Genomic DNA, 21,731 nt, shown 5'->3' on the forward strand with positions numbered 1-21,731 from the left:
GAGCAGCGTTGGAGACCCACCCGGCATCGTTCCGTGCCACCCTGGGCCGGTCTGTCGCCCTGCTCAGCGGCTTCCGCAAGGAGCAGAGCGACCCCGACTTCTTCTACGGCATGCTGGCCAGGGACACGGTGGCCCAGCTCGCCTCCTACACCGAACTGGACGGCGCGCTCGTCGCGGACGTCGGCGGCGGCCCCGGCTACTTCACGGACGTGCTGCGCTCCGTGGGCGCCCGGCCGGTCTGCGTGGACTGCGACGCGGGCGAGATGATGGCCCGCCAGGGCGCCGCTCCGGAGGGCGCCGTGCTGGGCAGCGCGCTCGACCTGCCGCTGGCGACCGGCTCGGTGGACGTCTGCTTCTCCTCCAACGTGCTGGAGCACGTGCCGGAACCGTGGAGGATGGCCGACGAGATGGTCAGGGTGACCCGTCCCGGTGGCGTGATCTATCTGTCCTTCACCAACTGGCTCTCGCCCTGGGGCGGCCACGAGACCTCGCCCTGGCACTATCTCGGCGGCCACCGCGCCGCCGAACGCTACACCCGCAGATATGGCAAGCCGCCCAAGAACCGCTACGGCGAGAGCCTCTACCCCGTCTCGATCGGCGCGGCGCTGCGCTGGGCGAGACGGCAGCCGGACGCCACGGTCCTGGACGCCCTGCCCCGCTACCACCCGCGCTGGGCGACCCCGGTGATCCGCGTTCCCGGGCTGCGCGAGATCGTGAGCTGGAACCTGCTGCTCATCCTGCGCCGCCACTGAGCACCTCCTCCGGCACCGCCGTGCCGAGCACCACCGTGCGCAGGCAGGTCCCGCCGTCCTGGACCGAGATCCGCACCGGCCCCGAGGCGACCCCGGCCGGAAGGTAGACCCGGTCCCGGTCGGCCCTGAGCGGGACCTCGGTCCGCCATCCGTCCCTGGACACCGTGGCGCGCGTGTCCCTCGGCACCCGGTAGTCGATGCGGAGGATGTTCCCCGCGCGCCCGTCGGGCAGGTCGGCGACGGCGGTGCGGTCGTCGCCCAGCGGCAGGCAGCCGCCGTCCCCGGCGGTCATCTGGGCGCCGAAGACCGCGGCGGGCACCAGATGGCCGCGATCGTCGAAGGTCATCGCACGATGAGCCACACCCGGGTGCCTGATCCGCTCACCGAGGGCGCCTTCGGCGAGCGGACTGAGCGCCCGGGAGGTCAGCCGGTCCTCGACGGCCTGCCAGGGGAAGAGCATCCTGTCGGGTATCAGCGCGGGGTAGACACCCGTCTGGGGGTCGAGCCTGGCCAGGTCCGCGCGGGCCGCGTCGAAGTAGGCGCGGTTGCGCTCGCCCGGCAGCCCCTGGGCGAACCCCGCGGCCGACACCAGGGTGAGCGCCACGTAGGCGCACGCGGCGGGAAGGACGAACGGCGAGACCGCCCGCGACACCGCGCCGTTCCCCGGCGAGTCCTGCCCCGGAGGCCCGGCTTTCCGCCACGGCATCAGGGCCAGGGCCAGGCAGACGGCGAGCACCGGCGTCGCGTCGGCGATGTAACGGCTCTCGAAGGCGTGCTGCACCGACCCCGACCGGCTGAACATGATCAGCAGTGCGTCCGCGACCAGCAGGTAGCCCGCGGCCAGCGCCCAGGCACCGGCCGCCTCGGGGCGCCTGCGGCAGGTGCTCACGACGACGATCGCCAGGACCAGCCAGGCCACGATGACCTCGACGGCCCGGTGGGCGACCAGGGGACCCGCCGTGGTCTCCGTCCCCCAGCTCAGCGGTCCGCCCACGAGCAGCGTCGGCACCGTGCCACCGAGGAAGTTCCCGAGGTACTCCACGGCCGTGTAGAACTCGGGGAGCGCGACCCCCCGCCCGCCGCTCCGTCCCGAGGCCAGCAGGTACCCGGCCAGATAGGCGCCGCCCACCACCAGGTAGGCGAGCCAGAGTCCCCAGTGCCTGCGCACCGCCCCCACCAGGCCGTGCTCGCGGGCCAGCAGCAGCACTGTGAACAGCAGCAGCACCGGCGGGATGAGCACCGCCTTCTCGAAGAAGAGCAGCCCGGCGCACGTCCAGGCGATCCCGGCGAACGCGTGCCCGGCGCGGCCGGTACGGATCAGCAGCAGCTGGGAGCGGATCGCCATGATCATGGTGATCTGCAGCGGCAGGATGTTGAGCGCCGCCGCGAGCCAGGTGCCGGCCTGGAAGTTGGCGGGCGCGAACAGGAAGAGGACGAACGGGACGAGGATGAGCGGCCTGGCGCCGCAGAGCAGGCGCAGCAACCGGTAGAGCGCCACGGCCGCGCCCGCGTACAGCGCCATGATCACGATCGAGACCAGGCCCCAGTCGTAGGCGGAGATCGCCGTCAGGGCCCGGACCAGGGCGAGGGCGCCCGGCATCAGATGGCCGATGTGCACCCGGAACAGGTGGTCCCAGCCGAAGGGTTCGGCCAGCGCCCTGCCGACGAAGACGATGTCGTCCTCGGCGAAGTGGGAACGGCTGAGCAGCCACCCCTTGACCACGAGCCCGGCGAGCAGCAGGAGCAGCGCCGCGACCGTGAGCCCGTGCCGCCGCGTGAACGGGCTTCGCGTCCAGCCGGGCAGCCGCAGCTCCACCTCCACCTGGCCGCCGCTCATCCGCGCTCACGCTCCGATCCGGCACCGGCGGCACTGGGAGGCCACACCCGCTCCATGACGACGCCGGCGGGCTTGGGAGGCCATACCCGTTCCATGACGACGCCGGCGGACTGAGCGGGCTCGGCGAGCTCGGCCGGCCCCGGACCGGCAGGCTCCGGAGCCCGGGGAGGTCCGCGGCGACGCAGGCCCCAAAGCCCCAGCAGGAGTCCGGCGGCGAGGAAGACGGCGGGCAGCAGGTCGCGGACGACGAGGACCCAGCGGGTGAAGGCGCGGACATCGGAGACCCTGGCGTCGACGTCCTCCTCGGACATCACCAGGTCGGCCCTGAGACTCTCCCTGCGCTCGATGTTGTCCGGGGTGCGCAGTCCCTGGCGGTGCCGTTCCTCCACCTTCACGGTCAGGCCGCTCTCCGGTTCGACCCAGAGCGTGCGGGTCACCTGGGCGTAGCGGGAGACGCCGATGGCCCGCCAGGCGGGCAGGCCCAGCACCTTTCCCGGGAACTGCTGGGGGAAGTCCTCGATCTTCACCGGGCCGGCCGTGTAGGTGTAACGGTAGGTCCGCAGACCGTTGATCTGCTCCTGGCGCTCGTAGTGGAGCGGAACGGCCAGCCGGAGCGTCGTGTCGTACATCGGGTACGAGCGCGGCTCGGCGCGGAACGGCAGGCGGAAGGCCAGGCCCGACTGCCGGGCTTCGGGGTCCTCGTCGACATAGCTCTCGCAGCAGTCGACGGCCATCCCGGTACGGCGGTCGAAGGCGGTCCGGCGCTCGTGGTAGTCGATCCTGTTCCCGGCGGCGGTCGTCAGCGAGGTGAACTCCACCCACACCGCCACGTTGGCGCTCCCGGCTCCCGCGTCCCCGCTCAACGTCGTGGTGGACACCAGCGGGACGCCGGTGTGCGCGGTCAGCGTGCCCGTGTCGAAGTAGTCGGCGTCCTGCGCGACCATCCGGTAGGTCCTGCCCTGCTCCAGCGGCAGGACCAGCACGCTCTCGTAGACGTAGAAGCGGAACAGGGCGGCGAGCGTGAGCAGGAAGGCGCCCGCGCCCACGAACACCGTCCGGGGGATCCTGGCCTGGGTCACCGGCCCACCACCACCGATTCGGACTCGGGTTCGGGCCTGCGGGCCGCCGTGCGGCGCGGCGGAGCGGGCGACGCGGCCGGGGCGTGATCGGGGAGCGCGGCCGTCAGCCAGGCGAGCGCCAGCAGACAGAGCACCTGCGGCACCACACCGGTCAGCGGCCGGGTGAACGCCTCGGTCGCGTCGACCCCGCCGTAGAAGGTGCCGGCGGCGAGCGCGAGACCGGCCAGGCCGAGCGGCACGGCCGACGCCCAGGGGGTGGCCACCACGCCCGCCAGGCCGGGGAGCACGCCGAGCCGGGCGTGCCTGGCCTGGGCCATCGCCCCCAGCCAGGCGAACAGGACCGCCGCCCCGGTGACGATCACGGCGCCCGCGAAGCCTCCGGCCCACAGACCGAGGAGCGGGACGAACGGCCAGACCCATAGCGCCCGGATCGCGGCGGGCCCCGTCCCCGGCGACCGGGCCGGCCGGGCGGGACGGATGAGCGCCAGCGCCACCACCAGCAGCACCAGCGTCCAGCCGCCGGCCAGCGCCGTGCGGTAGGTGAAGTCGGGATCGTAGCGCATGGTCACGACCCCCTGGCCGGCGGGCAGCTCCCACGCCTGCCGCCAGCCGTCCAGCCTGACCGGCTTCAGCTGCCTGCCGTCGAGGTGCGCCTGCCAGCCGACGTTGTGGTTCTCGTTGACCACCAGGTAGGAGGGGACCGTGGTGGAGACCTGGGCCTGACGCTCCCCCTGCCCCCACACCCGCGCGGTGGCGGGCGTGGCCGCGACCGCGCTCCGGGTACCGTCGCCGGACGCCCGCACCACCATCGACTCGATCCTGAAGGCGTCGCTGGGGGACGCGCTGATCCGCGCCTCCCCCGCGCCCAGCTCGACCGGCTCGCAGGTCCGGTAGCCGAGCGGGCGGCCGTTGACCACGTCGTCCAGCGTGCCCCCGACGATCTCCGTGGCCGCCGGGTTGCCGTTCACGGTGAGCGTGGGACCGTAGCCGCAGGGCAGCCTGAGCGGGAAGGACGCCAGGGAGCCGATCGGTTTCACCCCCGGGATGGTGATCTCCGACACCTCGACCGTCCGGGACGCCGGGGCGATGAAGCCGATCTCCAGGCGGTCGGCGCGGATCGGTGCGAAGGAGACGCGCCCGTCGGGGCCGACCCAGCCCTGCGCGGTACGGCCGCCGCCGCGCACGCTCACCTTGATCGGCGGCTGCCCCAGGAACGAGTCCGGGAAGAGGACCATGATCTGCGAGATCGTGATCTTCTTGCCGAGCTTGACGGTCAGCGTCGGGCGGCGGTCGCCGGTCTGGGCGTACCAGGCCGTGTCCAGGTCGCCGTCCATGGCCGCGCGGCCGAGCACGGCCGGATGATCGACCAGCGTGGAGGAGGCGCTCACCTGGGGGTAGACACCCGGGATGGTGGTGAGCAACCGGGCGGAGGCGGGGTCGGTGAGCACCGTCCTGCCGGTGACGGCGCGTTCCCCGGCGTCCCGGACCGTGAAGGTGCGGTCGAAGCCGGAGCCGTCCTCGCCGGTGATCTCCAGGGACGGCGAGCAGGTCCAGGTCGCCGAGCCGTGCATGCACGGCGACGCGGTCCCCTGGCGGGTCAGCAGCACCGTGCCGGGGTCCCGCTCGCCGTCGGCGGGAACGACGATGCTGCGCGTCGCCCGCACACCGGGAATCGCGACCTCGGTGATGCCGACCCGGGTGCCGACCCGCGACGCGGGCTCCGAGGCCAGCTTGGTGACCCGGATCCGCAGCCGGGAGGTCTTGCCGGCCGGCGGGTTCAGCAGCTGCGGGTCCGCCGAGTCCGCGACCGGCACCAGGCGCGTTCCCGCATCGGTCTCCAGGGCGACCTCCGCCACGGCGGGCCCGAGCCTCCCCCTCTCGAACGCGACGGTGATCCTCGGCATGTCGACGGGCTCGACGAGGCGTACCTCCAGCCACTCCCCGACGGCTCCCCCCCAGCCGTCGGAGCGCCATCCGGTGCGCGGGTCGGCGTCGAACGCCGCGTACGGCTGCCGTCCGGGGTCGCGCCGGTCGGCGGCCCCGATCTGCGACTCGGCGGAGGAGGCACGCACGTCGAGGACACTGGAGTAGCGGGCGGTCGCGGTGGCGGCGGTCCAGGCGGGGTCGGTGAGGTCGCTCTCCCTGCCGCGTTCCAGCGGCTGGTCCTCGGTGAGCGTGGCGGTGCCGATCCGGCGCAGGTCACCGAAGACGATCTCGCGGCGGCGCAGCGTGTCGGTCATCACGGTGTGCTCGGGGGACGTCGCGCCCGCGCCCGGCTCGTCGCCGACCAGCATGGGCCGGTCGTCGTCGAGCAGGCCCTCCTCGGCGAGGGCCAGCGCCGCCTCCGGGGCCCCGGTCACCCTGAGGGTCCCCTCGCGGGGCACCGTGGCGACGAGCGGCGCGGGGTCGGGGACCGCGTAGACCTCCAGCGCCTGGTAGGGCTGCTCGAACCAGCCCGCGGCCGTCGTGCTGGCCCTGGTGCCGAGCTCCGGGCCGAAGGCGGCGACCCGTTCCAGGCCGGTGGACTCGGTGATGGTCTCGTGTACTCGCGCGGGCCAGGCGGTGCCCAGGCTCTCCCTGGCCAGGTCGTTGCGGACGAGCAGGTAGGTGACCCCCATCCGGCGCAGCCCCGAGGTGAGTCCCGGCGAGCCCCGGCCGGTGGCGAAGCGCTCGTCCACCGCCTGGACCAGCCTGGCCAGTCCCGGCGACCCCCAGGGGACGTTGGTGTGGGTGGCCCAGCGCACGGTCAGCAACGACTGCATGGGCTCGTCCATCGGACGGCCCCACAGGTACTCGCCCCGGCGCGACCCGGGGGCGGCCAGCACCATGCCGTCCCCGGTGTTCCGGTTCAGCCAGGCCGCGGCGTCCCGCCAGTAGGACGGCACATCCTCGAACGCGCCGGTCGGGGTGACGCCCGCGGTGGCGACGGGCAGCGCGCCGAGTGCGACGAGGACCGCGGACGCCGCGAGGACGGGTCTGCGCAGCCGCACGGGACCGGCCAGTGGCAGGGCGGCCAGGCCGAGGGCGAGCGGGAGCCGCAGTAGCGCGTCGAACTTGTGCAGGTTGCGGAAAGGCGCGAGGGGACCGTCCAGCAGCGCCCTCACCTGCTCGGTCCACGGGTGGGCGAGCACGTCGGCGTGGCCGGCGGAGACGATCACGACCCCGGCCAGCAGGCTGATCGCGAAGAATCCCCGCTCCGGGGTGGAGCGGGCGGCGATCCCGGCCAGGCCGAGCCCGGCGACCAGCGCGGTCAGCGCGATCATCACGGGTCCGGTCGCCTGCTCGAACGCCGCGGGCAGGAACGCCGCCCCGTCGACCGGCAGGAACGCGATCCAGCCCGAGGTGCCGCGCAGGACGTTGATCAGCGAGGTGACGTACGTGGTGGCGTCGGCGGTCTCGATGAAGGGCAGGAAGGAGAAGATGTAGCGGCCCATCACCAGCAGGGGCAGCAGCCACCACATCGACACCGCGCCCACGCAGCCCAGCCACCACAGCAGCAGGTGCCTCCTGCGGGGTCCGCGCTCACGGGTCAGCAGGTACAGCAGCGGCACGACGAGCACGGCGAGCACGGCCACGGCGTTGATCCCGCCGGCGAACAGGAGGGCCAGCGCCGACAGGGCCGCCGCCCTGCGCGGGCTCGCCCGCTGCCCGGCACCGTGCACGAGCGGCAGCAGGATCCAGGGCAGCACCGCGCTCGGCTGGAACTCCGAGGAGTTGACCCCGATCAGCGTGACGGCGTGCGGCGCCAGGGCGTAGGCGAGCCCGGCCAGTACGCGGGTGACGGGGGTGCCGATGTCCATCGCACGGGCCACCCGCTCGACGCCGACGAACGCGGCGCACAGGACCAGGGTCATCCACAGGCGCTGGATGTTCCAGGAGGGCATGTCCAGCGCCTCGAAGAGCGCGTAGAACGGGCCCATCGGGAACAGGTAGCCGTGTGCCTGGTTCTGCAGGTGACCGAAGAACGCGCCGTCCCACAGGTGCGTCGCCCGGGCGAGGAAGCCGAGGGGGTTGAGCGCCATGTCGAGCTTGGTCTCGGAGATGACCTGGCCGGGCGAGGTGTTGAACGCGATGGCCCCGAGCAGGAGGCAGCCGGCCAGCAGGTGCAGCCGGTGTCGAAGCCGGGCGGGCCCGGTGTCCGTGCTGTCAGGGGTCAATGCGGTGCTCAAATGGGGTCGGTCTCACCCATGGCGAGATGGAGGTCGGGGGTCCTGACCGGCGAGCTCACAGCGCTCACGGGCTGCTGTCGACGGGCGGCTACGGCGAGCTCTGTGGCGATAAGTCTGGTTATAGTAGCGCCAGTTCTTCCCCAGGTGAACTCGCCCGCCCAGGTCCGGCAGGCCTGCTGGATCGCCGCGCGCCGCACGGGGTCGGCCAGCTCCCCGATCGCCCGGTCCACCGCGTCCGCGAGCGTCTCGCCGTCCCGGACCAGCCAGCCGGTCACCCCGTCCTTGATCGAGTCGCGCAGCCCGGCCACGTCGTAGGCGACCGTGGGCACGCCGAAGGCGGCCGCCTCGATCACGGTGAGACCCCAGCCCTCGAACTCCGAGGCGGTCACGTTCAGCAGGGCCGAGCCGAGCACCGCGTTCTTGCCCGGCTCGCTGAGGAACCCGTGCAGGTGCACGCGGTCGGCGACGCCGAGCTCGGCCGCCACCGCCGCGAGGGCGTCGGACTCAGGTCCGCGGCCCACCACGTGCACCCGCAGCCCCGGACGGCTCTCGGCCAGCTCGGCCGCCAGGCCGACGACGCGGTCGACCCGCTTGTGACCGACCAACCGGCCCAGGTACACCACGGCGGGGTCGCCGGGCAGGGGATGCCGCGTGACCGAGCGGGCCGCCGGGCTGCCGTTGGGAACGACCTGGATCGGGGCCAGCCAGCGCAGCCTGGCGCGGAGGTCCGTCCTGGAGGACTCGGAGACCGTGATCGTGGTGCGGCGGCGGTAGAGCAGCCGGGCCACCGGCCCCTCGATGAAGCAGCCGATCCTGGCCAGCCAGGAGGGCAGGAATGCGTGGAACTGCCGGTCGTGCACGTGATGCACCAGGCAGATCACCGTGGTGCGGCGCCGTACCACGAGGGGGGAGAAGAACGGGATGCCGTTCATCGAGTCGATGACCACGTCGAAGCGGCGGCGGTGCAGCAGCAGCCAGAGCGGCACGAGCAGGTAGACGAGGTAGCGGTTGCCCATCCTGCGCAGCTCGACGTCGTTGCGCCGTTCGGCTCTGGCCTGGCCGGGCTCACGGCCGGTCACGAAGTGGACCAGGGCTCCCTGGGCGATCAGGTAGCGGCTGACCTGCCAGGCGTACTCCTCGGCGCCGCCGGCCGCCGACTGCTGTGGCTCGCGAAAGTTCAGCACCGCCACCCGGACCCCGCGCAGGGACGTCTCGGGGGTCTCGGTGACCTCCATGCTCAGGTTGGGCCACGCTGGGTTGAACAGACGGGGTCCGGCGTTCACGTTCCCGCCGGAAAAGGCCACGGTGTCGGCCACACTGTCTCCTCGGTCCTCTACGGCGACGCGCGCCCGACTCGGGGCATGGCGGAGCCACGGCTCCGTACTGCCCATTGGTGTTCAGCCTGAGCGGCTGGGGAAAGACCGCGTCCGAGGGGCCCTTGTCCGGCCCCTCGGATCACCTGTCGCCGTAGTTGTACAGGGGCCGGTTGGGCGGCTCCGGTGTGGGGGCGGCCACGTTCACCACTGCCACGGAGGCACCCACCGCAAGCACCGTGCCGACGGCCAAGGCTGCGATCACTCGTAACACTGAGCTCTCCCTCCAGAATTCGGACAGTGTGCCGAGAGTAGAACGTGATTCATCTCATAAGCCATAGCTTTGGGGAAAATGTGACAAATAAAGTTACCACCGGGTAGTGCGGAGGTCTGGGGATACGCCCAGCTCAGGAAGGTGCGTCAAGACGCAGCAACCGGAGTTCGGGCCCGCGGAAGACGGTCGTGGCCCCGCGGAGCGAGTCATCGCCCCCCGGGATCTGGAACGGGTTGTCGCTCCCATGAATAAGAACATAACGGACATTCAGTCCTGATAGTGCCGCTATCCGCCCACCCGGCTCGACACCCAGCGCCGCCTCCACCTCGGCGGAAGCCGGATCCTCCGCCGCGACCCGCAGTCTGCCTCCGCCGGGCAGCCCCACCAGCAGCGCGTCGTTCCAGAGCACCCGGCGCCGGAACATCTTGGTCGCGGGATCGAGGATCACCCGGTCGTCGTTCCAGCCGAACGCCCGGTGCGCCCCCCACGGCAGCGAGAGCAACGCCCCCGGCGCGGGGTCGGCGTTCACGATCGCCTGGACCTCTCGCCACTCGTCCGGGTAGTCCACCGCCGACAGCCTGCCGAACGCGCCGAGGGCGAAGGTGGGCAGGACCAGGACCGGGACGGCCACCGCGACGGCCGTGACGGCTCGCGAGTTCCAGCGCGCGACGACCGCGGCCAGGCCCAGCGCCTGCAGCAGGACGAACGGGGCGAGGTACAGCTGCCCGTCGCGGAGCGGTCCGAACCCGGGCCACCAGCCGATCAGGCCGCCCAGCACGCCGGGAGCGAAGGCCCCCGTCAGCGCCACCGCGAGCCCGGCCGCCGCCGCCACCGCAAGCCCCGCCCGGGGCGGCCCAACCGCCCCGGCACCGTGGCGCGCCGGCGAGCCCGGCAGGCGGGCGAACCCCCAGACGGCGACCGCGGCGAGCAGCAGCCGTACGATCGCCGACCACCAGGTCTCCTGGCCGGGCAGGACGGCATGGGCGTTCCAGACCCCGCCGAGCGAGAGCAGGCTGCCGACCGTACCCAGTGGGCCGTCGGCCCTGGCCGCGAACGCCCAGGCCCCGGCCGGATCGGTCGCGGCCCGGCTGCTCAGCGCGGGCACCAGCCAGGGCAGGCTCAGCACCGCCATGACCGGCGCGACCTCCAGCACCCGCCGGACCCGCACCCTCCCGGCGGGCGTCGCGGCCCCGCCGGCGCCCGCCGCCGGTACTCTCACCGGCGCCGTCGCCGCCGTCGCGAGCAGGGCGGGCGCGGCGACCAGCATCGCCTGGAATCCGCCCACCGCCGCCGGGAGCAGCGCGGCGACCAGCCGCGACCGCCCGCCGAGCGCCACCGCGCGCACCGCCCAGGGCAGTCCGGCGACCCCCAGCAGCAGTGCCCACTGGCCGAGCAGGAGCCGCTGGGCGAGGTAGGCGTTCCAGCTGTAGAAGGCCGCCGCCGCCAGGCGGGGCCCCAGCCTCCGGGAGGGCGCCAGCGCGGCCGCGCCGGACGCGGCCAGCACGAAGACACCCAGCAGGACGACCTTCTGGACCACCTGTTCGGGGACGACCCGGGACAGGAGCGCGACCACCAGGTCACTGGGCACCGCCCGGGGAAACCCCTCCCCGGGCAGCACCGGAGGCGGGTCGGGCACGAACACCATGTCGTACCTGAGCACGAACCCCGGTCCCAGCGCGGGCCAGAGCGCGAGCAGCCCGAACAGCAGGCCGAGCAGGGCGGGCGCGAACCGCTTCGCCGTCTCGCCCCACTCGCCGCCCATGCTGACCGACTTTATGCGCTTGCTCCGGATATACGTGCATATATCCGGAGCTGTGGACTACTTACCCGGCTCGGGATCGCGGGGCAGGCCGAGCATGCGCTCGCCGATGATGTTGAGCTGCACCTCGGTGGTGCCGCCGTAGATCGTCATGGCGCGGGTGGCGAGCACGGCGCGGTTCCAGTAACCGGCGTCACCGAGCTTCATGTCGGCGGCGACGACGGCCGAGGGGCCGAGCAGCGAGACCGCGCACTCCGAGACGTGCTGGGCATGCGAGGTGGACAGGAGCTTGCGGACCGAGGCGTCGGCACCGGGCTCGGCACCGGTCAGCTGCTTCAGGGTCACCCGCAGGCCGAGGGCGGCGATCGAGTGCCCCTCGCAGACGACCCGCGCCAGCTCCTGGCGCTCGGCGGCGGTCAGCTCCCGGCCGAGGCGCCCGGCCAGGCCGAGCAGGTCGGGAACGGACGCGCCGGTGCCGCCCGAGCCACCCGAGAGCGAGACCCGCTCGTTGGACAGGGTGTTCCTGGCGACCTTCCAGCCCTGGCCCACCTCGCCGACGACCAGCTCGTCCGGGACGAACACGTCGTCCAGGAAGACCTCGTTGAACAGGTTCTCGCCGGTCATCTCGGTGAGCGGCCTGACCGTGACGCCCTGGGTCTTCATGTCGACGATGAAGTAGGTGATGCCCTCGTGCTTGGACCCCTCCGAGGAGTTGCGGGCGATGCAGATGCCCCACTCGGCGACGTGCGCCACCGAGGTCCAGATCTTCTGGCCGTTGAGCCGCCAGCCACCCTCGACCTTCTCGGCCTTCATCTGCAGGGACGCGAGGTCGGAGCCGGCGCCGGGCTCGGAGAAGAGCTGGCACCAGATCATCTCGCCGCTCAGCGTGGGCGGCAGGAAACGCTCCTGCTGCTCGGAGGTGCCGTACGCGGCGATCGACGGCACCACCCAGGCACCGATGATCATCTGAGGCAGCTTGACCCTGGCCGCCTTGAGCTCCTGGAGGATGAGCACCTGCTCCAGCGGCTTGGCGTCGCGGCCCCACGGCCTGGGCAGGTGCGGCATGACGTAGCCGGCCTTGGCCAGCGCCCGCTTCTGCTCCTTGCCCTCCAGCGCGGCGAAGGCGGCGACCTCGCCCCGGATGCTCTCGCGCAGCTCGGCGGCCTCCTCGGGCAGCTCGATCTCCAGCTCCCTGCTCACGCCGTTCAGCGCCAGCTCGGCGACCACCTCGGCCCACTCCGCCGAGGAGCCGAGCAGGGCGCGCAGGGTCAGCGCGCGCCGGTAGTACAGGTGGGCGTCGTGCTCGTAGGTGTAGCCGATGCCGCCGAAGATCTGCACGGCGTCCTTGGCGCAGAGCACGGCCGCGTCGGGGGCGACCACGCCCGCGATCGCGGTGGCGTAGGCCAGCTCGTCCGCCGAGACGTCGCCTCCGTCCGCGGCGCGGGCGGCGTCCCACACCGTCGCGCGGGCCTGCTCCAGGGCGACGAGCATCCGGGCCGCCTTGTGCTTGACCCCCTGGAACTGCCCGATCGGACGGCCGAACTGTACGCGGACCTTGGCGTACTCCGCGGCGGCGGTCACGCACCACGAGGCGACACCCGCGGCCTCGGCCCCGAGCAGGATCACCGCCAGGTTGTGGACCTCGGAGGCCTGCAGCCCGTGGAGAACCCGACCGGCCGGTACGGTGACCGCGTCCAGCTCGACCTTGGCCACACCCCGGGTCAGGTCGAGCGAGTCGACCGGCGTCACGGTCGCCGCGGAGGCGTCCACGGCGACCCACTCCTCGCCGCGGTCGGTGCTCACCGGGAGCACCAGGATGTCGGCCAGTGCGCCGCCCAGCACCAGATCCACGGTGCCGCCGATCGTCAGGGCGCCGTCCTCGCCGCGGGTGGCGGTGATCGAGGAGAACGGCGCGACCGCACCGGTCAGCGTGCCGTCGGCGAGGCCGGGCAGCAGCTCGCCGTGCGCCTTGCCGTCGGAGGCGAGGATCGCGGCACTGGCGAGCACCGTGGGAACGTAGGGTCCGGGCGCGACGCGCTCGCCGAGGGCCTCAACGGCGACGGCGGTCTCCAGCAGGCCGTAGCCGCTGCCGCCGTGCTCCTCGGGGATGTGCAGGCCGAGCAGGCCCTGGTCGGCCAGTCCCGGCCAGAAGCCGGGGCGCTCCTCGCCCTCGGCCGCGATGGCGGCACGCACGACCTCGGACGGGATGTTGCGCTCCGCCCACCCGGTCACCGATTCCCGGAGCGCCTCGTGCTCCTCGCTCAATCCGATCGCCATGACAGCCTCCAGACGCGATTCAGTGACAGAATCATATTCTAGAAGGTGCTTCCATCACAACGCGCGGCCCCGCCCCGGGCACGCCGGTGATCGCGGAGAGCCCGGCTCGCGCAGAACAGGCCTGGCCGCGGGGGCGTCAGAGCGCGCGGACGCTCGCCATCACGGGAGCGATGTCGGCCCAGAGCCGCTTGCGCGTGTCGGGCACGGTCACGAAGAGCACCGAGGGCTTGCGGCGGCCGATGTCGATCACCGCGAGCGCCGCCTGGGAGGTACGCTTCTTGCCCTTGACCTCGTAGGTCACCCGGTAGGCGAGCACCCACCCCTTGCCGGTGGCCAGGCGCTGCGAGGCGGTCCAGGTGACCTTGCCTCCCTCGGGGTGGTGGTTGCGGATCGTCCACTTCACCGCGCTCAACGCCGCCCTGCGGTAGTCGGCGTCGCTCTTGAGCGGCTTGGTCGGGGTGGCACCGGGCAGGGTGCCCGAGGCGATGACCGTGCGCGGCAGCCCGGCCGAGCCGACCTGCTGGCCGACGGAGAACGACGGCACGGCCTTGGCCGCCCACGGCTTGCCCAGGCTGGCATAGGTCACCGCGGACTTGGCGTCGGTCACCGCGCCCAGCACCACGCTCGGCGTGCCCGGCAGCGCCTTCAGCGCCGTCGGGTCCGGCAGGGCGGGCAGCGTGATCGGAGACACGGTCGGCGAGGGCTGTGTCGTGGGCGCCGCACTCCGGCGGACCCCCACCGGGTCCGAGGGCTCGTCGCCGGAGAAGAGTATGAAGATCAGAACCACGATGACGCCGGTGATGACGGCGGCCCCCAGGCTGTAGGCGACCCGGATCGGGATGTCGCCGATCCGCATCAGCAGGCCGCCGGACTTCCGTCCCGCTCCGCCCGGCACACCGGACCGGGCCTGACCGGCCGGTCGGCCCTGTGTCCCCGGCTCGCCGAACACGCCGGGCCGCTGCGACGCGCCGGGCCACCCCGTCGCGACACCGCCGTCCGCCCCGCCCCCCGCGCCCGCCCGACCGGACGCGCCGGCCTGACCGGACGTGCCCGTCCTACCGGGAGCACCGGCCCCGTCTGGACGCCAGGGTCCCGCGGAGCCGCCTATCCGCCTGACCGGGATCGTCCCGAGCCCACCGGACTCGCGCACCTGGTCGGTCTCCGCCTCCGGATCGTCCGCCCCGCCCCCGGAGGTCGTGTCGGGGCGGCCGGAGCCGGGCGTCGACGAGTAGGGGAACGATCCAGGCGGCGTTGGTCTGGAGACCAACACGGTCTCCTCACCGTCTCCGATGGGAAATCTTCTGGGCACCCGGGGGCTGATGACCGAACCGTCTTCAGCGGGAATGGCGGGAATGGGGGCCGTGGGCGCGTCATATGAGGGGATATATCTCTCGTTAGAGCGCCCGGAGGAGTTGCCGCCGACGTCCGCCATACGCGTCAGGGTATGTCACCTGGGAAAGATTCGACGCATCGTCGTTTATTACGCTTCGGCCACGGGATGTGCATCAGCCCAGGTAACCGCCGTTCCCCTTCCATGAACAGAATCTCGTTCTGTATGGTCGCGCCTATGAAGGGCTTCTACGAGATCGCAACGGCCGATCCCGGGCGCGTCGCCGTCGTCGCGGACGACAGCGTGACCTACGGCGAACTGCACGATCGGGTCAACCAGGTCTCGCACGGCCTTCTGGCGCGCGGCACCCGGCCCGGCGACACGGTCGTGACGGTCCTGGCCAACGGGATCGACGCGATCACGATGATGCTCGCGACGTACCAGATCGGCGCCTATCACGTCCCGGTGAACTGGCACTACACCGCCGAGGAGATCGGCTACGTGATCACCGACTGCGCCGCGCGGGTGGTGGTCGGCTCCGAACGGTACGGGCACGCCGTGCCGGGCGGGTTCGTGGAGACCGGCGCCCTCGCCGAGGGGCGGCCGACCACCCCGCCGGAGGGGCGCAGGGCCGGGTCGATGATGCTCTACACCTCGGGCACCACCGGCAGGCCCAAGGGCGTACGGCGGCGGCTGATCGAGTTGCCCCCGGAGGGCCTCCACCCGATCCTGATGCGCAAGAGCTGGCGGCATTTCGGGCTCGAATCCGGCGGGGTGCACCTATTACTGTCGCAGCTCTACCACTCCGCGCCGTACGGGCAGACGATGATGGCCCTGCACTTCGGCCACACGGTGGTGGTGACCGAGCGGTTCGACGCTGCGGAGACCCTGGCGCTCATCGAGCGGCACCGGGTGACCAACGCCTTCATGGTGCCGACCATGTTCCACCGGCTGCTGGCCCTGCCCGCCTCCGTCAGAACAAAGCACGATTTATCGTCGTTAACGCGCCTCTTTCACGGCGCTGCCCCCTGCCCGCCCGCCACCAAGCAGGCGATGATCGACTGGCTCGGCCCCGTGCTGTGGGAGTACTACGGCTCGACCGAGGCCGCCGTGGTCACCATGGTCTCCTCGGCGGAGTGGCTCCAGCGGCCCGGTACGGTCGGCCGGGCCATCGACGGCATGGAGTTCACCATCGTCGGCGACGACGGCGCCGAGCTCCCGCCCGGCGAGCCGGGCCTGGTCTACATCGGCGGCATCAACCGCTTCGAGTACCACCAGGACCCGTCCAAGACCGCCTCGGCGATGCGCGGCCGCCTCTACACCCCCGGTGACATCGGCTATCTGGACACCGACGGCTACCTGTTCCTCTGCGACCGCCGCACCGACCTGATCATCTCCGGCGGGGTCAACATCTACCCCGCCGAGATCGAGGCGGTGCTCCAGGAACACCCCTCGGTGGCGGACGTCGCCGTGATCGGCGTACCCGACCCCGAATGGGGCCAGCGCGTCGTCGCGCTGGTCCAGCCCTCGGCGGACGCCGTACCCGGCGCGGACCTCACCGGCGAGTTGCTGGCCCACTGCGCGACCCGGCTGGCGCGCCTCAAGCACCCCCGAGTGATCGAGTATCGCGACCGGCTGCCGCGCACCCCCACGGGCAAGCTCAGCCGCAGCGGCCTTCGTGAGACGTATCTTCCTGCCTGAGCTGGGAAGATACCCATGCATGGGACGATCGACGACAGGCGTCGCATTGCTCGCGACCGCCGTCATGACGCTCGCGGGCTGCGGCCAGGGCACGGGTCTGCAACCACCCGGGGTGGCCGGCTCACCCAGCGTCTCGGCGAGCGCCTCCCCCGGCGTCTCCGCGGAAGACTCGCCCGGGGCCACGCCGGCTCCCGGAAGCGGTCCGGGTTCCCTGGAGGCCGCCTACGAGCAGATCATCACCAAGGTGCTGCCGTCCATCGTGCAGATCACCACGAGGGACAGCCTCGGCTCCGGGGTCGTGTACGACACCGCCGGCCACATCATCACCAACGCCCACGTGGTCGGGGGCAACAAGCAGTTCGAGGTCACGCTCGCCACCGGGGGCACTCCCCGGTCGGCCAGACTGATCAGCTCGTTCGAGCTGGGCGACCTGGCCGTGATCAAGGTGGACGACCCGACCGGGCTGAAGCCCGCCGTCTTCGGCGACTCCGCCGGGCTGCGGGTCGGCCAGATCGTGATGGCCATGGGAAACCCGCTGGGCCTGTCCGGCAGCGTCACCAACGGGATCATCTCGGCGCTCGGCCGCACCGTCACCGAACCCTCGAACGAGAGCTCGCCCGGAGCGACGATCAGCGGGGCCATCCAGACCTCCGCGCCGATCAACCCGGGCAACAGCGGCGGCGCCCTGGTCAACCTCGCGGGCGAGGTCATCGGCGTGCCGACCCTGACCGCCGTCAACCCCGAACTCGGCAACGCCCAGGCCGCGGGCATCGGCTTCGCGATCCCCTCCAACACCGTCAAGGACGTCGCCACGCAGATCATCAGGGACGGCAAGGTCACCAACACCCACCGGGCCGCGCTCGGCGTCGTGGTACGGACCGTGATCGACATGAGCGGGCAGCCGGCGGGCGTCAGCGTCGTACGGGTGATGAAGAACAGCGGCGCGCAGCGGGCGGGACTCAAGGCCGGAGACCTGATCGTCTCGATCAACGGTACGCCCACCCCGTCGACCCAGGACCTGTCGACGGTCCTGTCGGCCCTCAAGCCCGGCGAGGACGCGAAGGTCGAGATCATACGCCCCGACGGCTCGACGACCACCCTCTCCGTTCCCCTCGAGGAGTTGCACGGGAGCTGAGCCGGGGCGGGACCGGGCTCAGTAGGGCAGGACGCGATCGCTGAAGGACTTGGCCACGAAGGGCGCCTTGAACTTGGGGAAGGCGATCGTCTTCGCGTCGCCGTCGGAGGTGTAACGCTCGTCGGCGTTCGCCTTCAGCCAGTCGAGCCAGGCCACGGAGCAGAACTTGGCGCAGTCGCCCGTCTTGTCCATCGAGCGGATGCGCGGGATGCCGAGCGGGTCGAACTTCTTGTTGAACGGCGACAGCGCGGGAGTGTAACCGGCGAGGAACACGCCGCCGTAGTTGTAGGAGACATCACCCGAGGAGCCCTTGAGACCCCACTCCTTGGTGTCGGGCTGGTTGCCGTACGGCAGCGCCAGCGTGACCGGGGGTGTCTTGATCAACCTGGTGATGAGCCGGTGGCCCGCCGCCACCTCCGCGTTCACCGCCTTCTTCTCCTTACCGCGCAGGTTGAGGTGGTCGCGGGTGTGGTTGCCGATGTCGAAGCCCTTGTCGGTGAGCCAGAGGAGCATCTGCGCCCCCTCCTCGGGCGTCTCCTTGCCGAACATGTCGCGCGTGACGTAGAACGTGCCGACCGGGCGGAAGCCGGGGTGGGCCTTGGCGACGCTCTGCAGGATCGCGACCGCGGTGTTCGGCCGGGGGACGCCCACCCCGTCCAGCTCGAACTGCGAGGGCGAGGAGTCGTCGAAGGTGAGGACGACGGGGTGCTTGCCCGCCGGGATGTCCATGCGCCCGGTGACGAACTCGGCCGCGGTGACGGGCACGTAGTTCTCCCTGGCCAGCCGCTCCAGCTCGGTGCGGAACTGTTTGGGAGTGCGGTCGTCCTGGGTCGCGGGCTTGTCGACCACCCGGTGGTACATGAGAACGGGGACCTGGCCGAGCTCGTTGGCCTTGACCTTGGCGGCGGCCGCCGTCCTGGCCTTGAGGAGGTTGGCCTGCGAGGCCGCCGCGGCGGCCGACGCCTTGGCCGCGGCGGCCAGCTTCGCCTTCTGCTCGTCGGCCTCGTCCTGTCCCGAACCGCATCCGGCCAGCACGACTCCCGCCGCGACGACCACCACACCGGCCCTGCCTATCCTGAGACGGCCCATCGAATCCTCCAAGCGCGCTGACGATACGCTTCTCATCCCCCTCTGACCTGCGGGTTGACCTCCGCCACTGGCAAAGGTTCGCGCCGGAGCCACTTTCGGCGACATCACGCGGGCACTGCCCTTTCCGTGTCGCACCGGTCCCGTCCGGAAGGGGCGTCCGCCGCGGAGAATCGACCGGCGGCGGGATTCTCACCCGGTGTGGAAGCCACGGGTGACAGCCGTCGTCCGGTATTTGACGGTGTTACCGATGACCAATTCTGTTGACCATTATTCAACAATTTAGTCACGTTACCGTTGACCTCCCTCTATTTCGCGCCTACCGTCCGGGCATCCGAGCGGGAACCGGACGGCTTCTGAGGCGGCATCGTGAGGCGGCATCGTGAGGAGGAGAGATGGCGGAGCGACTGAGGAGCCGCGGGCTTCTCGGCGAGATGGCGGCCGAGTTCACCGGCACCCTGGTTCTGATCCTGTTCGGGGTCGCGGTGGTGGCCCAGGTCGTGGCGGCCGGGATCGGCGACCACGACAGCATCGCCTGGGCGTGGGGGCTCGGGGTGACGCTGGGCGTCTACGTCGCGGCGCGCACCAGCGGCGCCCACATCAACCCCGCCGTCACCGTCGCGCTGGCCGCCTTCAAGGGCTTCTCCTGGCGCAAGGTGCTGCCGTACTGCCTGGCGCAGACCGCGGGCGCGTTCGTGGCGGCGCTCATCGTCCGCTTCAACTACGGCGAGGTGCTGGAGAAGGCGGACCCCGGACTCACCATCAAGACCCAGCTCGTCTTCTCGACCCTGCCGGGCAACGGGTCCCTGCCCGTCGGCACCTGGGGCGCCTTCCGCGACCAGGTGATCGGCACCGCCATCCTGCTCCTGCTCGTCCTCGCCCTCTCCGACACGCGCAACACCGCCCCCATGGCCAACCTCGCCCCCTTCATGACCGGCCTGGTGGTGGTGGCCATCGGCATGGCCTGGGGTAGCAACGCCGGCTACGCCATCAACCCCGCCCGCGACTTCGGACCGCGGCTCGCCTCGTTCCTGACCGGGTACGAGACCGCCTGGCAGGACCAGTACGGGCAGCTCTACTTCTGGGTGCCGATCGTGGCGCCCCTCATCGGGGGGCTGATCGGGGCGTTCCTCTACGAGATCCTGGTGGCCAGATTCCTTCCTCCCGAGGAGGCCGGCCCCGAGGTGGGGCGGGTGACGCCCGAAGACCCGCGCCACCCCTGAACGGGCACGCGGCGACCACGGGTAGGAACATCAGCAGATCTGCCGGAGAGTCTCACCAAGGAGGCACCACGCAATGCCTGACTTCGTCGGAGCGGTCGACCAGGGCACGACGAGCACCCGTTTCATGATCTTCGATCACGGCGGCAACGAGATAGCCCGGCACCAGCTCGAACACGAGCAGATCCTGCCGCGGGCGGGGTGGGTCGAGCACAACCCCACGGAGATCTGGGAGCGCACCAGGGCGGTGATCGAGACGGCGCTGAACAGGGCCGGCCTGGTGGCCGCCGACCTCGCCGCGCTCGGCATCACCAACCAGCGCGAGACCACGGTGGTCTGGAACCGGACCACCGGACGCCCGTACCACAACGCGATCGTCTGGCAGGACACCCGCACCGACCGGATCGCCTCGGCCCTGGACCGCGACGGCAGGGGCGACGTCATCCGCCACCGGGCGGGCCTCCCCCCGGCGACGTACTTCTCCGGCGGCAAGATCCAGTGGATCCTGGAGAACGTCGACGGGGTACGCGAGGCGGCCGAGGCCGGAGAGGCGATCTTCGGCAACACCGACACGTGGCTACTGTGGAATCTCACCGGCGGTACCGACGGCGGCGTGCACGTCACCGACCCCACCAACGCCAGCCGCACGATGCTGATGGACCTGGAGACCCTCGACTGGGACGACGAGCTGCTGTCGTTCTTCGGCATCCCCCGCCGGATGCTGCCGGCCATCGCCCCCTCGTCCCACCCCGGTCTCTACGGCACCACCAGGCGGGGCGGCCCGCTGCGTGGCGAGGTCCCGCTCTCCGGTGACGTGGGCGACCAGCAGGCCGCCGCCCTCGGACAGGTCTGCTTCGAGGTGGGCGAGGCCAAGAACACCTACGGCACCGGCAACTTCCTGCTGCTCAACACCGGCACCGATCTGGTCCGCTCGGAACACGGCCTGCTCACCACCGTCTGCTACCGCTTCGGTGAGGAGCCGCCGGTGTACGCGCTGGAGGGTTCCATAGCCGTGACCGGCTCCGCCGTGCAGTGGCTCCGCGACCAGCTCGGCATCATCTCGGGGGCGGCGCAGAGCGAGTCGCTCGCCCGGCAGGTCGAGGACAACGGCGGCGTCTACTTCGTGCCCGCCTTCTCCGGCCTCTTCGCGCCGTACTGGCGGTCGGACGCCCGGGGCGCGATCGTCGGCCTGTCACGCTTCAACAACAACGCCCACCTGGCGCGGGCCACTCTGGAGGCGATCTGCTACCAGAGCCGCGACGTGGTCGAGGCGATGCGGCAGGACTCCGGCGTCACCCTCGACGTCCTGCGGGTCGACGGCGGCGTCACCGCCAACGACCTGTGCATGCAGATCCAGGCCGACCTGCTCGGCGTACCCGTCTCCAAGCCCGTGGTGGCCGAGACGACCGCGCTGGGGGCCGCCTACGCGGCGGGGCTGGCCGTGGGCTTCTGGAAGTCGAAGGACGAGCTCAAACAGAACTGGCAGGAGGGCCGCCGCTGGGAGCCGCAGTGGTCCGAGGAGCAGCGGGCCGTCGGCTACGCCGGCTGGAAGAAAGCGGTGGAGCGCACTCTCAACTGGGTCGACGTGTCCTGAACGGCCGACTCGCCACCGGCGAACGCGCCCCACGCCGCATACCTCGCCACGCGGCCGACCTTGTCAATCACCCGTGTCGCCGCGAACCGGTTGCCGCTTCACGGCCGGATCCCGGCGGCCTCAGGGGGTCGATCGTCTTCTCGCCGCGGTCCCCGTGCCCCATTCATGATCGGGCGAACGCGCAAAGGGCGGTCAGGTCGGCATG

The 21,731-nt window shown here is 71.7% G+C and carries 14 protein-coding genes; 5 read left to right on the forward strand and 9 right to left on the reverse strand.

Annotation, left to right across the window (positions count from 1 at the left end; genetic code table 11):
- Positions 1-8 precede the first annotated feature (8 nt).
- The gene (locus tag AB0J58_RS04645) at positions 9-752 is read left to right on the forward strand and encodes a class I SAM-dependent methyltransferase (protein ID WP_343973667.1); all 744 of its coding nucleotides are present in this window, start codon (positions 9-11) and stop codon (positions 750-752) included.
- Here the strand turns inward: AB0J58_RS04645 and AB0J58_RS04650 are convergent.
- The 8 genes from AB0J58_RS04650 to AB0J58_RS04685 form a co-directional block, all read right to left on the reverse strand.
- Complete coding sequence (locus tag AB0J58_RS04650; protein ID WP_364210222.1) at positions 733-2,589, reverse strand: hypothetical protein; 1,857 nt, start codon at positions 2,587-2,589, stop codon at positions 733-735. The genes AB0J58_RS04645 and AB0J58_RS04650 overlap by 20 nt on opposite strands.
- On the reverse strand, positions 2,586-3,668 hold the full coding sequence (locus AB0J58_RS04655) for a DUF3068 domain-containing protein (RefSeq protein WP_364210225.1): 1,083 nt from the start codon (positions 3,666-3,668) through the stop codon (positions 2,586-2,588). The genes AB0J58_RS04650 and AB0J58_RS04655 overlap by 4 nt, the downstream gene beginning before the upstream one ends.
- Positions 3,665-7,837: an alpha-(1->3)-arabinofuranosyltransferase family protein gene (locus AB0J58_RS04660; protein ID WP_364210228.1), complete on the reverse strand. Its 4,173-nt coding sequence runs from the start codon at positions 7,835-7,837 to the stop codon at positions 3,665-3,667. Before AB0J58_RS04660 ends, AB0J58_RS04655 begins: the two co-directional genes overlap by 4 nt.
- Entirely contained in the window at positions 7,834-9,153 is a 1,320-nt protein-coding gene (locus tag AB0J58_RS04665) for a glycosyltransferase family 4 protein (protein ID WP_364210231.1), read from the reverse strand. The genes AB0J58_RS04660 and AB0J58_RS04665 overlap by 4 nt, the downstream gene beginning before the upstream one ends.
- Before the next feature lie 139 nt (positions 9,154-9,292).
- Positions 9,293-9,424: a hypothetical protein gene (locus tag AB0J58_RS04670; RefSeq protein WP_364210234.1), complete on the reverse strand. Its 132-nt coding sequence runs from the start codon at positions 9,422-9,424 to the stop codon at positions 9,293-9,295.
- 133 nt (positions 9,425-9,557) lie between these two features.
- Positions 9,558-11,186 carry a hypothetical protein gene (locus AB0J58_RS04675; protein ID WP_364210237.1) on the reverse strand — a complete coding sequence of 543 codons (1,629 nt, stop codon included), beginning with the start codon at positions 11,184-11,186 and terminating at the stop codon, positions 9,558-9,560.
- 57 nt (positions 11,187-11,243) lie between these two features.
- A complete protein-coding gene (locus AB0J58_RS04680; RefSeq protein ID WP_364210240.1) occupies positions 11,244-13,460 on the reverse strand; it encodes an acyl-CoA dehydrogenase in 2,217 nt (738 codons plus the stop codon).
- Between the two features lie 136 nt (positions 13,461-13,596).
- The gene (locus AB0J58_RS04685; protein WP_364210243.1) at positions 13,597-14,727 is read right to left on the reverse strand and encodes a hypothetical protein; all 1,131 of its coding nucleotides are present in this window, start codon (positions 14,725-14,727) and stop codon (positions 13,597-13,599) included.
- A 300-nt stretch (positions 14,728-15,027) separates the two neighbouring features.
- Here AB0J58_RS04685 and AB0J58_RS04690 point away from each other — a divergent pair, with 300 nt between their 5' ends.
- Together AB0J58_RS04690 and AB0J58_RS04695 are read left to right on the forward strand one after the other, a co-directional pair.
- Positions 15,028-16,491, forward strand: coding sequence for an AMP-binding protein (locus AB0J58_RS04690; protein WP_364210245.1), 1,464 nt, complete (start codon positions 15,028-15,030; stop codon positions 16,489-16,491).
- Positions 16,492-16,510: 19 nt separating this feature from the next.
- Positions 16,511-17,626 carry a trypsin-like peptidase domain-containing protein gene (locus tag AB0J58_RS04695; RefSeq protein WP_364210248.1) on the forward strand — a complete coding sequence of 372 codons (1,116 nt, stop codon included), beginning with the start codon at positions 16,511-16,513 and terminating at the stop codon, positions 17,624-17,626.
- An 18-nt stretch (positions 17,627-17,644) separates the two neighbouring features.
- Here AB0J58_RS04695 and AB0J58_RS04700 read toward each other — a convergent pair whose 3' ends face one another.
- Complete coding sequence (locus AB0J58_RS04700) at positions 17,645-18,715, reverse strand: polysaccharide deacetylase family protein (protein WP_364210251.1); 1,071 nt, start codon at positions 18,713-18,715, stop codon at positions 17,645-17,647.
- Positions 18,716-19,107: 392 nt separating this feature from the next.
- On the opposite strand from AB0J58_RS04700, the gene AB0J58_RS04705 reads away from it, so the two are divergent.
- Together AB0J58_RS04705 and glpK are read left to right on the forward strand one after the other, a co-directional pair.
- A complete protein-coding gene (locus AB0J58_RS04705) occupies positions 19,108-19,935 on the forward strand; it encodes an MIP/aquaporin family protein (protein ID WP_343979090.1) in 828 nt (275 codons plus the stop codon).
- Positions 19,936-20,008: 73 nt separating this feature from the next.
- Positions 20,009-21,526, forward strand: a complete 1,518-nt coding sequence (glpK, locus tag AB0J58_RS04710) for a glycerol kinase GlpK (RefSeq protein ID WP_364210254.1) — start codon at positions 20,009-20,011, stop codon at positions 21,524-21,526.
- The last annotated feature ends 205 nt before the right edge of the window (positions 21,527-21,731 follow it).

The sequence above is a fragment of the Streptosporangium sp. NPDC049644 genome, from assembly GCF_040675205.1.
GTDB lineage: Bacteria > Actinomycetota > Actinomycetes > Streptosporangiales > Streptosporangiaceae > Streptosporangium > Streptosporangium fukuiense.

Excerpts from the sequence above, each read along its gene's own strand:
- AB0J58_RS04650 (WP_364210222.1), bottom strand. The coding sequence starts at position 2,589 with ATGAGCGGCGGCCAGGTGGAGGTGGAGCTGCGGCTGCCCGGCTGGACG.
- AB0J58_RS04675 (WP_364210237.1), bottom strand. The coding sequence starts at position 11,186 with ATGGGCGGCGAGTGGGGCGAGACGGCGAAGCGGTTCGCGCCCGCCCTG.
- AB0J58_RS04680 (WP_364210240.1), bottom strand. The coding sequence starts at position 13,460 with ATGGCGATCGGATTGAGCGAGGAGCACGAGGCGCTCCGGGAATCGGTG.
- AB0J58_RS04690 (WP_364210245.1), top strand. The coding sequence starts at position 15,028 with ATGAAGGGCTTCTACGAGATCGCAACGGCCGATCCCGGGCGCGTCGCC.
- AB0J58_RS04695 (WP_364210248.1), top strand. The coding sequence starts at position 16,511 with ATGGGACGATCGACGACAGGCGTCGCATTGCTCGCGACCGCCGTCATG.
- AB0J58_RS04700 (WP_364210251.1), bottom strand. The coding sequence starts at position 18,715 with ATGGGCCGTCTCAGGATAGGCAGGGCCGGTGTGGTGGTCGTCGCGGCG.
- AB0J58_RS04705 (WP_343979090.1), top strand. The coding sequence starts at position 19,108 with ATGGCGGAGCGACTGAGGAGCCGCGGGCTTCTCGGCGAGATGGCGGCC.
- glpK (WP_364210254.1), top strand. The coding sequence starts at position 20,009 with ATGCCTGACTTCGTCGGAGCGGTCGACCAGGGCACGACGAGCACCCGT.